A 15,579-nucleotide genomic window follows, 5' to 3' on the forward strand; every position below is an offset into this window, starting at 1 on the left:
GCAAATTTGAAGCCTAAATTTATGAAGGAAAAAATCCGGTTCGCCTTTACTTTGGTTGTCGCGGTTATGATGACAGCCTGTAATTTTACTGAGACTATTAATTTGAATGCCGACGGAAGTGGTACGTTTTCATTGGATGTCGATGCCTCGGCTATGATGAGTATCGCGGCAGAACAAGGCGATCGGAAAATTGATTCGACTTTTACTTTAAAATCATTAATGGATGAACGAAAAGATAGTATTGCCAAATTGCCGTTGGCGGAACAACAACGTTTGAAAAAATTGGAAAGCTTTTCGGTTCGGACACATGTGGATCAAGTGGAGAAATCATTTTTGTTTACACTTTTTAGTGATTTTAAAAAACCATCGGATTTGGTTGATGCGTTGTCGGTTGTAAAAACGATGGACGATTTGAAAACGAATGGAAGTGGAGAGAAAGGCAGGTTATCGGATATGGATAAGATGACTACCGATTTAAAGTATTCGTTCGACGGGAAAAAATTTACCCGTAAGGCGGCGGTAAAAGATCCGGCTATTCAGAAACAGCTAACGGATAGCTTGGCGACGATCCGACCGATGATAGAAGCTTTTACGTATACCGTAAAATACCATTTCCCGAAAAAGATTAAATCGATTACCGCAAAAGATCCTGTTTTTAGTGACGACAGAAAAACGGTAACCTTGCAATATCCGTTTATAGATTATATAGAAAGACCCGAAGTGATGAACTTTGAGGTTGTTCTGGAGAAAAAATAATAATGATGAACAAACAGATTGTATTCCGGGATCTCGGATTAAAAGATTATAAAGAGGTTTGGGATTATCAGGAATCTTTATTTAAAGAGATTCTGGATATCAAGATCAATAATAGGAGAGAAGAAAAAGAGGATGTGACACCAAATTACTTTTTATTTGTAGAACATCCGCATGTTTATACGCTTGGTAAAAGCGGTGATTTTTCAAATCTGTTATTAAACGAAAAGCAACTTGCCGATAAGGGTGCTTCTTATTATAAGATCAACCGCGGTGGTGATATTACGTATCATGGACCGGGACAAGTGGTTGGTTATCCGATTTTGGATTTGGAGAACTTTTTTACCGATATCCATAAATACCTTCGCTTTATGGAAGAAGCTATTATTCTAACCCTTGCAGAATACGGATTACAATGCGAACGAAGCGAAGGGGAAACTGGAGTATGGCTTGGCGTAGGTACGCCGTTTGCGCGAAAAATATGTGCGATGGGAGTTCGGGCTTCGCGATGGGTAACGATGCACGGGTTTGCGTTAAATGTAAATTCCGATTTGGGTTATTTTGATAATATTATCCCATGTGGTATAAAAGACAAAGCGGTTACTTCCTTAAATGTAGAGTTGGGTGTCGCAAAAGTGGATGAGGAAGAGGTAAAGGCTAAAATTAAAAAACATTTTACGGCTTTGTTTGAAGCGGAAATTGTGAGCTAAAAAAATTAAAATATTTTATTAAGAAAAATCCTGACAAAATTTTGTCAGGATTTTTTTGTGGTTATAATTCCAGTTTTAATTGTTCCGGAAGTAAGCGAAACGATTTCCGGTGATAGGGAGTGGTTCCGTATTTTCGAATAGCTTCCCTGTGTTCGATCGTAGGGTAGCCTTTGTTTTTTTTCCAGTTGTACATGGGGTATTCTTCATGTATGCGATTCATGTATTCATCGCGATAGGTTTTGGCCAGGACTGAAGCGGCTGCAATACTAAGGTATTTGCTATCGCCTTTTACAATGCAACTGTACGGTATGTCCTGGATCGGTTTAAAACGATTGCCGTCTACGATAATATAGTTAGGTATTGGATTTAGATTGACGATGCAGGTTTGCATGGCTTTTATCGAAGCGTTCAGAATATTGATTTCGTCAATGATTTCGGGTTCGAGGTGAATTACTTTAAAACAAAGAGCCACTTCTTCGATTATGGGCTTTAGTTTTTCGCGGGTGATTTCGGATAATTTCTTGGAGTCGTTTAGTTTTTCGATGATCACATTATCGGGTAAAATCACGGCTGCAGCGGTAACAGGACCTGCTAAACAACCTCTTCCGGCTTCGTCGGTACCGGCTTCCAATGTTAACTTTGAGTAATTCTGTAACAGCATTTTTGTTTTTGGTAAATGTATAAAAAAAACACAAATATTTTGAGTAAACCGCAGTCTAATAAGGGACTTTATTTGATATAGTGTATTTTCAAATGGCTTTTTTTAACACAAATAAAATGCTATAATTCCTATATTATATTTGTTTATTTAAGAAATTATTAAGAAGTTTGCGGAATAACTAACTCAAATAAATTTAATATGAGATCGAAGTTTAAATGGATTTTTACGCTTTTACTAGCGTTTTCGATGCAGTTTTCGTTCGCACAACAGGAGAAAACTGTTACAGGTACAGTGACCGAGGGAGGTTTACCGTTACCTGGTGTTAGTGTTGTTATTAAAGGAACAACACAAGGCACACAAACTGATATGGATGGTAATTATTCCATCAAAGCCAAACAAGGACAAGTGTTAGTGTATACATTTGTTGGAATGGAGACTTCTTCTGTAACGGTAGGAGCTTCAAACAAGGTTAATGTTGCTTTGCAATCGCAGGCAAAACAATTAAACGAAGTTGTTGTTGGAGCTTTAGGTATCAAAAAGAGACAGGATGCAATCACTTCAGCTAACCAGGTTGTTAAATCGAAAGAGTTAACACAGGCAGCTTCTCCGAATGCGATTCAGTCATTAACAGGTAAAGTATCTGGTTTACAGATTAACCAGACAAACTCTGCTGTTGATGCAACTTCAAGAATCGTTATCCGTGCTCCTAAGTCAATTACACAAAACAACCAGGCGTTGGTTGTAATTGATGGAGTTATCTCTACTGCTACTGCATTACAGCAGTTGCCAACTGAGGCTATTGAGTCAGTTAATACAATTAAAGGTTCTCAAGGAGCTGCGTTGTATGGATCTGATGGTGTTAACGGGGTATTAATCGTTACAACTAAAAAAGGATCAACTCAAGGTCAGAAAATGACAATCTCTGTGAACTCATCAATTGACTTCTCTACAGTTGCTTACCTTCCGGAAAGACAAACAAGATACGGACAAGGATGGGATGGACAACACTATTCTTATGAGAATGGTACTTGGGGACCAGAATTTGATGGTTCTATCCAGCCTACAGGTTTGCCACAGGCAGACGGAAGCTTCTTAATGTTGCCTTACCGTTCTTTAGGAAGTGATAATATCAAGAAATTCTTCAAAACTGGAGTGTTAACACAAAATGGTGTTTCATTATCTTCAGGAAACGAGGATGGATACCTTTTCTTTACAGCTAACAAATTAAGAAACGAGTTTATCGTTCAGGATGACGTTTTGGATAGAACAAACTTCCAATTCAAAGCTGGTAAAAAAATCGGAAGATGGAATGTTGAGGGGAATGCTCAATATACTACACAAGAGTCTAGAACTACAAGTTCAAGTTTATACTATGATTTATTACAAACGCCAACAAACGTTCCAATCGAAATGTTTGAAAACGGAGGTAACTTACATGGATATAGCTACTATATGAGAAACCCTTACTGGGTACGTGATAACGTAAGAAATCAATCGAATGCAGACGTTTTCAACGGAATTGGAAAAATTGGTTTTGAAGTAAACAAAAACATCAATATTTCATACACTGCAGGTGTTAACCTTTCTAGTACTAAAGCGTTAAGCTATGCAAATGACTACGTAGATCCATACCGTTACGGAAATGGTAACCAGTCAACTATTTCTTCATTGTCTACATCAAACGGTTCTACAAGAAGATTGTATGCTGATTTATTGATCAACTTTGACTATGATTTAACAAAAGACCTTAACTTAAAAGTTAACATTGGTAACAACGTACAAGATGTTTATGCTACTTCAACTGGAGCATCAGGATCTCAGTTAGCAATCCCTGGATTATACAATATCTCTAACGTATCAAGCGTGCCGAATGCTACAAATTCATTCGCTAGATCAAGAAGATTTGCATTCTTTGGAAACGTTGACTTAGGTTATAAAGATTATTTATTCTTGAACTTAACAGGAAGAAATGAGTGGGTATCTTTCTTAGATAAATCTAACAACAACTTCTTCTATCCTTCTGCAGGTTTATCTTTCATTCCTACAAAAGCTTTTGAATCATTAAAAGATAACAACGTTCTTTCTTACGCTAAAATTACAGCGAGTATCGTAAAAGTTGGTAGTGCGAATGGTGTTGCTGCTTATGATATCAATAACTTATATGTTAGAAGTACAGGTTATCCATTCAATGGAATTAACTCTTATGTACCAAACTTACAGCCAACAATCGCTTACAACTCAAGAACGAATCCTTATATCAAGCCAGAGTTCTACGTTACTAAAGAGGCGAGTTTAAACTTAGGTTTCTTAAAAGATAGAATTACTTTAGATGTAGCAGGTTATTTAAGTGATAATACTGATTTGATCACAACAACAAGTGCTTCTTACGCTTCTGGTAACCCTAACTATACAACAAACATTGGTGCTACTAAAACTAAAGGTATCGAGATTGACTTAGGTATTACACCTATCAAAACTAAAGATTTCACATGGGATGCTAAATTCAGCTTCTCTAAAACGAAAACTACAGTAGAAAAAGTTGCTGACAATACAAACTCAGTAGCAATCTACTCTCCTTATGGAACTTACGGTATCTTCGCTGAAGAAGGTGAAGAATATCCAATCATCAAAGGTTTCGGATACCAAAGAGATGGAGAAGGACGTATCATCGTTGATCCAAACACTGGTAACCCACTTAAATCTACTGAGTTAATGAAGTTAGGTAAAACTACTCCAGATTACATCTTAGGTTTAAATACCTCTATTGATTTCAAAGGATTACGTTTAGCAGCTGTAATGGATTACAGAACTGGACACCAGTACTATTCAGGTACTAAAAATACATTAACTAACTTCGGTTATTTAGTTGATTCAGCTGAAAACGGAAGAGGTGGATTCATTATTCCTAACTCTTCTTACTTAGATGCTAACACTGGAACTTATGTTGCGAACAACTCTGTAGTTACAGGTGGTGGTTCTTCAATTGGAGTACAACAGTATTATGCAAACATTTATTCTAACATCGATGAGAACTACATTTTAGATGCTACTGCTTTCAAAGTACGTGAGTTATCTTTAAGCTATGCAATTCCAGCTAAAATGTTAGAAAGAACAGGTTTAACTAGCTTAAGAGTTGGTGTGAATGCGAGAAATCCATTTACAGTATTAGCTAGAGAAAACAGAGGATATGACGATCCTGAAGCATCAATTAACAATGGTAATGCTGTAGGTTTAGCTTCTGGTACTAGTAATAGTGGAGCAGGAGGAACTAACCAGTATCCAAACACTAGAACTGTTGGTTTCAGTCTTAACTTAACGTTTTAATTAAAAGAAGTATGAAAAAGTACAAAATACATTTATTTTCATTAGTAGCAGCATTAGGGTTGTCCTCATGTGACGATTACTTAGATATCAATCAGTCGCCTAATAACCCTACGTACGAAAGCGTAACGCCAAATTTAGCTTTAAGTGGAGCTATTACTCAGCCTTACCGTTCATTCAGTACACAGGCTAACGTATTGGGTAACTTATTTATGAACAGCTGGGGTGGAAACGTTAACTCGGTAACAGGTATTTATACTGTAGAGTTTGACTTAAACATTGATAACTCATTCTATTCTAGAATTTGGGAGAATTTGTTTTTAACGACTTTAGGTTTAACAAACATCCAAAACTACCCATCAGCGGATTATGATAACCACAAAGCGATCGCTAAAATTACAAAGGCGTTCTATTTCCAGTATTTAGTGGATTTATATGGAGATATTCCTTATTCTCAGGCGCACAATCCATTAAACACTACACCAGTTTATGATAACGCACAAACTGTTTATAGAGATTTAGTGGTGCAGTTAGAGGATGCAATCGAAATGATTGATAATGCTCCTGCTGGAACAAATGCAGTTGGTTTAGAAGATCCGGTATTTAAAGGAAATATGACTAACTGGAAAAAATTTGCTAACACGCTTAAATTGAGAATGTTGCTTAGAGAGTCAAATGTTGCAGCTAGTCAGGCTTATTTAGCTCAAGAGTTTGCAGAGTTAGCCGGAGCACAATTCCTTGATGTTAATGCTATTGTTAACCCGGGTTATTCAAACGCAAACAATGACAGACAGAATCCATTCTATAATACTTATGGATTTCAAATTAACGAAACCGATGCAAGACCATCTTACAGTTCTACTGTAATTACTAAAAACGCAGTTGAGTCTTTAGATGGAACGAAGTATAGTGCTAGTAATACAAGTTTAGCTTATGACGGACGTATTGGAAGATTGTTCAAAGCAAATCAAACTACTCTTATACCTAACCCTGATCCGACACCGTCACCTGGTGACCCTACACAAGTTTCTGTACCGGTTTACATTGGTGTAGTTCAAGGTATGACGGGTATTCAGGCTCCTGAAAATCTTGCAAACATCGGACCTGGTTTACTTAAGAACTCGGCTCAGGATGGTTATTTAATGACAGCTGCTGAAAGTTACTTTTTACAAGCTGAAGCGGTTCACAGAACATATCTGTCTGGTAATGCAAAAGAATTATTCGAGCAAGGTATCAGAAGTTCATTCGTATTATTAGGAGCGCCGATCTCTACTACAGATGATAACCCGCTTGTAATCAGAACGACATATAACGATTATATAACAAGAATCAACGCAAATAACATCAATAAACTTAGCTGGGATGGTACGGCTAATAAACTTGAAGCTATCATGACACAAAAATGGATCGCTTTAATGGGTATCAATGGTGTTGAGTCTTGGATCGAGTACACAAGAACTAGTTTCCCTCAGACTGATTTAGCTTTAACAGCTACTAGAACTCACAAACCTTATCGTTTGATGTACCCGAATTCTGAGTATACTGCAAATGGTAACAACGTACCAAGTCAGTCTCAAAATGATGCATTTAATAATAAAATCTTCTGGGCATTACCATAATTGGTGATAACCTCAAAATACTATTAAATATGAAAAAAATTAAATTATTATTATTGTTTGTTGCAACTGCCGCTGTGTCGGTATCGTGTGACTTAGGCGATGAGGCACCATACTTTGGTGATTCAAGAGCTATTGTTGGATTCTCTAGGACTTCTCAAAGTAATGGAATCGTAACAGACGGAACTGATAAAACAGTAAATATGGTTATCGAACTAATCGGAGGTAACCAAAGTCTACCAGCTGATAGCGATATCGCTGTTACTTACGATTTTGATGCTACTAGTAGTACTGCTACATTAGGGCATGAGTTTGATTTTGCTTCGGCTAATCATACTGCAATTATTCCTGCAGGAAGCAAATCAGTTGTAATTCCTATTACTGTTCACAGTAACAATGTTGTTGTAAACGACGATAAAACTATTGTAATTAAACTTACAGGAGCTTCTTCTTCTAGCGCAACTGTTGTAGGATCAAACTACAGCAAATTAACAATTACTTTAGTTGGTTCTTGTTTCTCTAACTTAGCAGGTAACTATACGGCAACGTATACTTCTGGGACATTCCCACTTGTAGTTACTGAGATAGGTGTAGGTTCTTACAAATCTAACCTTACACCAGGTTATACACAGTACGATATGTATTTCTCAGATCTTTGTGATACATTAACAATCACTGACTGGTATGGTAACGCAACTTATCCAATCTCTGGAACAGGTACAGTACAGCCAAATGGAGACCTAAGATGGACTAGTGTTACAATTAGTGGTATCTATGCAAACAGACAATACCTATTCAGAAAAGTGAACTAAAATAATAATAGAGAAATATGAAAAAAAATAAAAGATATTTAAGTTCAGCTTTAGCATTGTTATTTTCAGGATTAGCGTTTGTTTCCTGTAATGATAATGATCCGGACTTTGTTTACAACGAAAAACCAGCAATTTCCCCTGAATTTTCTGCCTATACGGTAAATGAAGGTGATGCGGTTACGCTTGTACTTAAAACGAGTAAAGTTTCTAACGTTCCAATGGAAGTTAAACTGGAGGTTTTAGGAAACAGCACGGCTACTTTAGGTGATGATTTTACATTGCCTGGTTTAGAAGTAGGAGCTGAAGATGGATTAGGAACGGATGGTTTTTTAGTAACTTTCCCGGCTAACACATCTACGTTTACGATTACAATTCCAACTGTCCTTGATGATGAGTATGAGCAAGATGAATTACTTGCTTTAAAACTTACAGGGGCTCACAACATGAACGGAACAATTGATCAGACTGTTAACATTACGATCAAAAACGTTGTGAAAGATGAATTAGATTTGACACTTGCTTGGGATAAAACATTCGAAGCTGGAGGTCAGACTTATTCACTTTGTGATATCGATTATGACGTAGACATCTTGGTTTTTGATACTGGTTTCAACCCTATTGGAGACGGAGCACAAACTGGTGACTGTCCAGAGCATTTAGTAATGCCTTTGGCTGATTATCCAAATGGTACTTACTTAATCGTTGGATACCTTTATGGTGATGCAGGAGTTCCTGCTGCTGGTTTACCAGAATTCAACATTCCAATCACTGTTGATTATGTAAGAGGTGGTTCTGCTACTTTACAAGCTGGTTCTTACACACAAACTTCAGGATTCTTAACTTCTAACTCACAAGGTGAGAATAGTGCTGGTGCTGGAAACGGCGATGTCACTTTGATCGCTGCTGTGAAAGTAGAAAATGGTGTGTTCACGATCTTAAATCCAAATGACAATAGCATTATTGCTCAAGGTAGATCTGCATCAAACGTTAACAAAATGGCTGCTGCTTTCAAAGCAAAAGCTGGTTTGAAAAAAAACAAAAAATAATTTTTAAATAAATATATTTTTAAAGCGCCCCAATCGGGGCGCTTTTTTTTGATAAAACGATAAATTATAGCTCATTTTACAGAATAGCTGCATTATTTGTAAATTTCTAATACCTTTGCGATTCTAATATAGAATTATGAAGCATCTTTTTATAGCGGTAGTACTGTTATGTTCTTTTGCGATGTGGGGCCAGGGGCAGGTAAAGGATTCAATAAAGCCTAAAAAATCACTTCGGGGTTCGGACAATAAAACCCATTTTGCGCCAATCGACCAATATAAAATCATTTCGTTGGATCGCGATACTACCTTTGTGGATACTTCATTAACCATCAAAAAGGATTATGAGCTAAACTACCTGCGTAAGGATATTTTCGGATTGATGCCTTTTCCAAACGAAGGGCAAACCTATAATACACTCGACTACGGTCTGACTGCCTATAACGCTTATCCGGAATTCGGATTTAAAGCAAAGACATTTAATTTTATGCGGGCCGAGGATATTAAATACTATTCGATGCCAACGCCAATGACCGAGCTTTACTATAAATCGGTGATGGAACAAGGGCAAAACCTGGACGCCTTTATTTCATTGAATACCTCTAAAAATCTGAATTTTTCTATCGGTTATAAAGGATTGCGTTCATTGGGTAAATATGTGAACCAGCTTTCGAGTACCGGTAATTTCCGATTTATAACCAGTTATCACACCACGGATAACAGGTATAATTTAAAATTCCACGTAGCCATTCAGGATATCCTGAATCATGAAAACGGTGGCGTAAAAAATCTGGATGAATTCGAAAACAGTATTCCACCTTACGACGACCGTGCGCGTCTGGATGTGTATTTTAGCGATGATACCAAATCGTCACTAGAAGGAAAGCGGGTGTTTTTTGATCATAGTTTCCGACTCAATAAAAATAATCCGAACAGTTTGGTTTTCCTGCATCGTTTTAATTACGAATATAAATTCTTCGATTATTCGCAACCAACGGCCAACGAACGTTTCGGTGATTCCTATACCAGTGCCATCAGTAATAAAACAAGATTTAACAGCCTCTATAATAAAGTAGGTGTAGCCTATTCCAACCAAAATGTTGGTGATCTGGAGTTTTATCTGGAAGACTATCGTTACAATTATTTTTATAACAGTACAGTTATGAATGATGATGCCTCGATTAGAGTACCAAACCGCTTAAATGACAAGATCAATTCGTATGGCGCACAATATACCTACTATAAAGACAAATGGAAAGGAACGCTGTTAGTATCCAATTCAATAACCGACCAGTCACTGGCAAAAATTGAAGGAACGGTACGCTATAACTGGGACACGCGTAACGTTTTTACATTGCGTTTCCAAAACATGAACAAACTTCCGGATCTGAACTACAATTTATATCAGAGTGGTTATATCTTCTATAACTGGACGAACAACTTTAAAAACGAAAAAATTAAAAACGTTGAATTCGATGCCAAAACACAATGGTTGGATGCTTCGGTAAAATATAGCATATTAGATGATCATTTGTATTTTGCCGATACGAGTACCGATCCGACTCAGGTTCTCGTTTCCCCGCAACAATACGGAAATACGATCAATTACTTTTCGGTTAAAGTGGGACGCGAATTTAAAGTGGGTAAATTTGGTTTGGACAATACCTTCCTGTACCAAAAAGTTGATCAGACAGACAAAATACTAAACGTACCGGAATTTGTGACGCGTAACACCTTATACTTTAATGATTACTATTTTTCAAAAGCCTTATACCTGCAAATGGGGGTGACGTTAAATTACTTTACAAAATATTACGCGAATACCTACAATCCGTTATTGGGCGAATTCTATATCCAACAGGAAAAAGAAATCGGAAATTTCCCAATGCTTGATTTCTTTATCAATGCCAAAATCAAACGCACGCGAATTTATTTAAAAGCAGAACATTTTAATTCCAGTTTTTCGGGCTATAAATATTATTCCGATCCGAACAACCCATATCACGATTTTATGGTGCGTTTCGGACTGGTATGGAATTTCTTTAGTTAAGGGCGCGTTAGCAACATTTTATAATACGTCAAATTGCAATATCTTTGGCGGACAAAACATACTTTTTTAGAAATTATATACTAATGAAATACGCAAAAAACATATTGGAAACCATAGGGAACACGCCTTTGGTTCAACTAAATAAAGTAACCAAAGAAGTAGACGCTTTGGTATTGGCAAAAGTAGAAACCTTTAATCCGGGTAATTCGGTAAAAGACCGTATGGCGGTTAAAATGATCGAAGATGCGGAAGCCGACGGGCGTTTAAAACCGGGTGGAACCATTATCGAAGGAACTTCCGGAAATACCGGAATGGGATTGGCTTTGGCAGCGATTGTTAAAGGTTACAAATTGATCTGTGTGATTTCGGATAAACAGTCCAAAGAGAAAATGGATATTCTTCGCGCGGTAGGGGCCAAAGTAGTGGTATGTCCTACAGACGTAGAACCAACGGATCCGCGTTCGTATTATTCGGTATCAAAACGTTTGGCCGAAGAAACACCTAATGCATGGTATGTAAATCAATACGACAACCCGTCGAATGCGATTGCACATTACGAACAAACCGGACCGGAAATCTGGGAACAAACCGAAGGGAAAATCACACATTTTGTTGTAGGTGTGGGAACCGGTGGAACCATTTCCGGAGTGGCAAAATATTTAAAAGAGAAAAACCCGAATATTAAAATCTGGGGAATCGATACCTACGGATCGGTATTTAAAAAATACCACGAAACCGGTATTTTCGATGAAAACGAAATTTACTCCTATATCACCGAAGGAATCGGTGAAGACATCCTTCCTAAAAACGTTGACTTTTCACTAATCGATGGATTTACAAAAGTAACCGATAAAGATGCCGCGGTGTATACCCGTAGAATTGCATTGGAAGAAGGAATCTTTGTAGGAAACTCTGCCGGAGCGGCTATTAAAGGACTAATCCAGTTAAAAGAGCACTTTAAACCGGAAGATGTGGTAGTAGTGTTATTCCACGATAGCGGTAGCCGATATGTTGGAAAAATGTTTAATGACGATTGGATGCGCGAAAGAGGTTTCCTTGATGAAGAAATTACAAAAGCAGAAGACCTGATCAAAGAGCATATCGACAAACCATTGGTTGTAGTACGTACAGAAGAATTAGTATCGCATGCGATTGAAAGAATGCGCAAACACAAAATTTCTCAGATTCCGGTAATCGATGTTACGGGATTTGTAGGTTCTGTAGACGAAACGGATTTATTTCAGAGTTATGTAGCCGATAAAAATGTAGCTGATAAGCCAATCCGTGAAGTAATGGGAGCTGCTTTCCCGATCGTAAAACTGGGAACTCCGATTGACGAAGTATCAAAACTGATCAATAAAGATAATCAGGCGGTTTTGGTCGATTTAGGAAATGGAAAACACCATATCATCACCAAACACGATATTATCAATTCGATAAAATAAAGAATATATACGTTACAAACCTGACAGGTTTCCAAAACCTGTCAGGTTTAAAAAAGCGTAATTTTAAAAGCATTTCAAGCCTGTCGGTTTAAAAATAAAAAGTGCCGTTTGTAATTTACAAACGGCACTTTTTTAATTTCCGATCAATACACCAGAGACATTCCAGGAACTGAAGCTGTTTCCTTCCGGTGCGCCTTGCGGAATACGAATCTGTATCGTGTGTTTACCGGCTTTCAGATCGCCCAGGTCAATCATAATCGGATTGGTTACGGTTCCCGGACACCAGTTGGAACGACTGTAATCGGATGAAGACAAGCCGTTGTTAAAATTCCCCGAAGCGGGATTAAACAAACGGTACGAACCACAATCCTGTCGCCAGGGTATAAAAGCAAAGACTTCCTGCTGATCCAGGAAAATCCGGTTCTTTTTAGGGACAAATTCATCACCGTTTTCCCAACCGCCATGACCTGTGGTTATATAGCGAAGTTGTGCATTGGGAACAGCATTGGGTAAATCGAACATAACCTCGAGGCCTTTGTCAGTATTAAACAGGGTCGCATAATCCTGTCCGGCCATTTCCATTACGTTGGTTGTATTAAACAGAGGTAAAACAAAACGATTGCCGGTAGCGGGTTTGTCTCCTGCATGAATCGTGATATCCAAACTGATTTTATGACCACCTTTATCATAATTTCCGATAAAAGTCCCAACCCATACCGTCTTATGGCTTAAGGCATTTTGTAGTTCCGAAATATCCTGACGATACGGGACGATCTCGTGCCATTTTTTATCTTTTAAGGCGATATGATTGTATTGTTTGATTCCAAACGGAGTAAAGAAACGCATCAATTCCAATAACGGACTATAATTAGTAGTGCGAACAATGCCCTGATACTGTTTTCCATTTCCGTTGTCATAAATCGGAAGAGATTTTACGCCATTTTTCAAACCGTCTAAAAAGGAATGCGGCTGATCTTCCGGAATCACAAAAACGGAACCGGTACGATCATAGGCATCACCATTGGATTGTTCCTGTAGTTCGGCAAAAATCAGACTGCCGGCAGGAATCTCCGGAAAGCTTACTTTTTTCAGAATAACGGTACCATTGGCAAAACGCAGTATACTATCATTGGATTGGGACTGATCCGAAAAATTTAGAATTTCGTCTTTAAAAACGGATATCGTGGTAAACCGACTTTTCCAAAGCAAATCGCGATACGTCAGCAAGTCGGTCGTCGGACCATTAAAGCCATGGAAAGCCATCCAACGGGGCGAGATTTTCTTTTGTTTTTCAATTGTAGTGGCGGTAATCACAAAATTATTGTTGCGCACCATTTCGAGTACCAATCCCAGCTCGGCTCCCAATACGGTAGGCGCGCCTTTTACTTTTAAGTCGGTCGTAAACCAAAGCTCGATCGTATTGGAATTAACAACGGTTTTGGCTTTTCGGCATTTGTAGCCTAATAGGGTTTTGGTTTCGGAGCTAAGCGTAAATGTTTGCTGGGATAGCGCAATACTATCGGTGGTCGCAGCATTTTTACCGTTGCCTAAAAATGCCAGTTGTGTAAAACGACGATTGTTCAGATCGATAAAAGTCTGCTCGTAAGGATAAGCGGCTTTACCCGATTGAATCCTGACACTGGACAATAATGTAGTTTGATCAGTTGTCGCAAAAACCAAAATCGGATCCTGGTTTTCGAGTACTTTTCCATTTGAACTTCTCTGATAGGTGATCTTATAATCATTGGACGGAATGACATCCAATTGGGCATATAGTATTCCAAAATGTAATACTAATACGAAGGCGAATAATTTTTTCATTTTTAGTTGGTCGAGATGCAAAGATAATTTTTTCTTAAATTAGAGATTTACTTTATACGCCATGCAGGAAATTTTTTTACACTATATCTGGCAATACCAGAAGATTACCGCATTGCCGCTAAAAACAATACAAGGGGAAGCGCTACAAGTCCTTAATCCCGGGCAATACCACAAAGAAGACGGGCCGGATTTTTTTAATGCTCGTTTAATTATCGGAAACCAACATTGGGCGGGTAATGTGGAAATTCATTTAAAATCGTCCGATTGGTACCATCACCGACACGAGATCAATAAAAAATACGACCCTGTAATTTTGCATGTGGTCTGGGAACATGATATCGCTGTTTTCCGTCCCGACGATTCCGAAATCCCGGTATTGGTACTGAAAGACTATGTTCCGGATCAATTCTTATCGGATTATTATCGATTGATAAAAGCGAAAAACTGGATTTTCTGTGAAAAAGACCTGCTCACAATCGAACCAATTTTTTGGCTAAAATGGAAAGAACGCCTTTTTTTAGAACGTTTGGAACGAAAAGTAAAACCGATTCAGATACTGTTAAAAGAAAATAAAAACGACTGGGAAGCAACCTTGTTTTGTTGTCTGGCGAAAAGCTTCGGATTAAACAGTAATAGCGAAGCTTTTTATCAGATTGCGAGAGCTGTCCCGTTTACCATTATCCGGAAAGAACGATATGTTGCAGGCAATCTCGAAGCACTGTTTTTGGGTATGGCAGCGTTATTGGACGAAGATAAGGAGGATCGGTATTTTTGTGATCGTAAACGAAAATGGAAGGAACTAATGAAAAAGTACCGGTTTCATTGGAAAGGTGGCATCCCGTTGCAATTTTATAAAGTACGACCGGATAATTTTCCAACGATTCGACTGGTACAATTGGCCGGATTGTATCAAAAACATTCGAATTTATTTGATGCTCTTATTCATTGTAATACGCTTGATGCATTTTATAAGATCTTTACTATTGAAATGCCGGAATATTGGAATACCCATTATCGGTTTGATACGGTAAGTCCCGGAAAAGAGAAAGTCAAAAAGATAAGCATAAGTTTCCGGCAATTACTTTTTATTAACGCTATTTTGCCGCTACGATTTTTATATGCCCGTTATCTCGGAAATGATTTTTCGGAAGAATTACTGGACATGGCGCGGGAAATAGCACCGGAACGGAATAGTATTACCGACCGGTTTAAACAATTGGGAATAACGATCGAAAGTGCTTTCGATAGTCAGGCGATGCTACAATTAAAAAAAGAATATTGTAATTATAAAAGATGCCTGCATTGTGATATCGGAAAAAAGCTATTGGGATAATCAACAGGAAAAAC

General features: G+C 37.9%; 11 protein-coding genes. 9 read left to right on the forward strand and 2 right to left on the reverse strand.

Annotation, left to right across the window (positions count from 1 at the left end):
• The first annotated feature begins 21 nt into the window (after nucleotides 1-21).
• Both AAFN64_RS03135 and lipB read left to right on the forward strand, forming a co-directional pair.
• Nucleotides 22-756, forward strand: a complete 735-nt coding sequence (locus tag AAFN64_RS03135) for a hypothetical protein (RefSeq protein ID WP_347759255.1) — start codon at nucleotides 22-24, stop codon at nucleotides 754-756.
• Between the two features lie 5 nt (nucleotides 757-761).
• Nucleotides 762-1,463 carry a lipoyl(octanoyl) transferase LipB gene (lipB, locus tag AAFN64_RS03140; RefSeq protein WP_347759256.1) on the forward strand — a complete coding sequence of 234 codons (702 nt, stop codon included), beginning with the start codon at nucleotides 762-764 and terminating at the stop codon, nucleotides 1,461-1,463.
• 61 nt (nucleotides 1,464-1,524) lie between these two features.
• On the opposite strand, the gene AAFN64_RS03145 is transcribed toward lipB, so the two are convergent.
• Nucleotides 1,525-2,124 carry a ribonuclease HII gene (locus AAFN64_RS03145; protein ID WP_300491822.1) on the reverse strand — a complete coding sequence of 200 codons (600 nt, stop codon included), beginning with the start codon at nucleotides 2,122-2,124 and terminating at the stop codon, nucleotides 1,525-1,527.
• A gap of 198 nt (nucleotides 2,125-2,322) precedes the next feature.
• Between AAFN64_RS03145 and AAFN64_RS03150 the strand changes: the two genes are divergently transcribed.
• The 6 genes from AAFN64_RS03150 (at nucleotide 2,323) to AAFN64_RS03175 (ending at nucleotide 12,411) form a co-directional block, all read left to right on the forward strand.
• On the forward strand, nucleotides 2,323-5,448 hold the full coding sequence (locus tag AAFN64_RS03150; RefSeq protein WP_347759257.1) for a SusC/RagA family TonB-linked outer membrane protein: 3,126 nt from the start codon (nucleotides 2,323-2,325) through the stop codon (nucleotides 5,446-5,448).
• An 11-nt stretch (nucleotides 5,449-5,459) separates the two neighbouring features.
• Nucleotides 5,460-7,064 (forward strand): SusD/RagB family nutrient-binding outer membrane lipoprotein, encoded by a 1,605-nt coding sequence (locus AAFN64_RS03155; RefSeq protein WP_347759258.1) that lies wholly within the window; start codon nucleotides 5,460-5,462, stop codon nucleotides 7,062-7,064.
• A 29-nt stretch (nucleotides 7,065-7,093) separates the two neighbouring features.
• Nucleotides 7,094-7,873, forward strand: a complete 780-nt coding sequence (locus AAFN64_RS03160; RefSeq protein WP_347759259.1) for a hypothetical protein — start codon at nucleotides 7,094-7,096, stop codon at nucleotides 7,871-7,873.
• Nucleotides 7,874-7,890: 17 nt separating this feature from the next.
• The gene (locus tag AAFN64_RS03165; RefSeq protein ID WP_347759260.1) at nucleotides 7,891-8,919 is read left to right on the forward strand and encodes a hypothetical protein; all 1,029 of its coding nucleotides are present in this window, start codon (nucleotides 7,891-7,893) and stop codon (nucleotides 8,917-8,919) included.
• Between the two features lie 136 nt (nucleotides 8,920-9,055).
• A complete protein-coding gene (locus AAFN64_RS03170) occupies nucleotides 9,056-10,966 on the forward strand; it encodes a putative porin (RefSeq protein WP_347759261.1) in 1,911 nt (636 codons plus the stop codon).
• A gap of 83 nt (nucleotides 10,967-11,049) precedes the next feature.
• Entirely contained in the window at nucleotides 11,050-12,411 is a 1,362-nt protein-coding gene (locus AAFN64_RS03175) for a pyridoxal-phosphate dependent enzyme (protein ID WP_300491434.1), read from the forward strand.
• A 132-nt stretch (nucleotides 12,412-12,543) separates the two neighbouring features.
• Here AAFN64_RS03175 and AAFN64_RS03180 read toward each other — a convergent pair whose 3' ends face one another.
• Nucleotides 12,544-14,232: a PNGase F N-terminal domain-containing protein gene (locus tag AAFN64_RS03180; RefSeq protein ID WP_347759262.1), complete on the reverse strand. Its 1,689-nt coding sequence runs from the start codon at nucleotides 14,230-14,232 to the stop codon at nucleotides 12,544-12,546.
• Nucleotides 14,233-14,293: 61 nt separating this feature from the next.
• Here AAFN64_RS03180 and AAFN64_RS03185 point away from each other — a divergent pair, with 61 nt between their 5' ends.
• Nucleotides 14,294-15,565: a DUF2851 family protein gene (locus AAFN64_RS03185; protein WP_347759263.1), complete on the forward strand. Its 1,272-nt coding sequence runs from the start codon at nucleotides 14,294-14,296 to the stop codon at nucleotides 15,563-15,565.
• Nucleotides 15,566-15,579 lie beyond the last annotated feature (14 nt).

It is taken from the genome of Flavobacterium sp. CAU 1735, from assembly GCF_039888695.1.
GTDB lineage: Bacteria > Bacteroidota > Bacteroidia > Flavobacteriales > Flavobacteriaceae > Flavobacterium.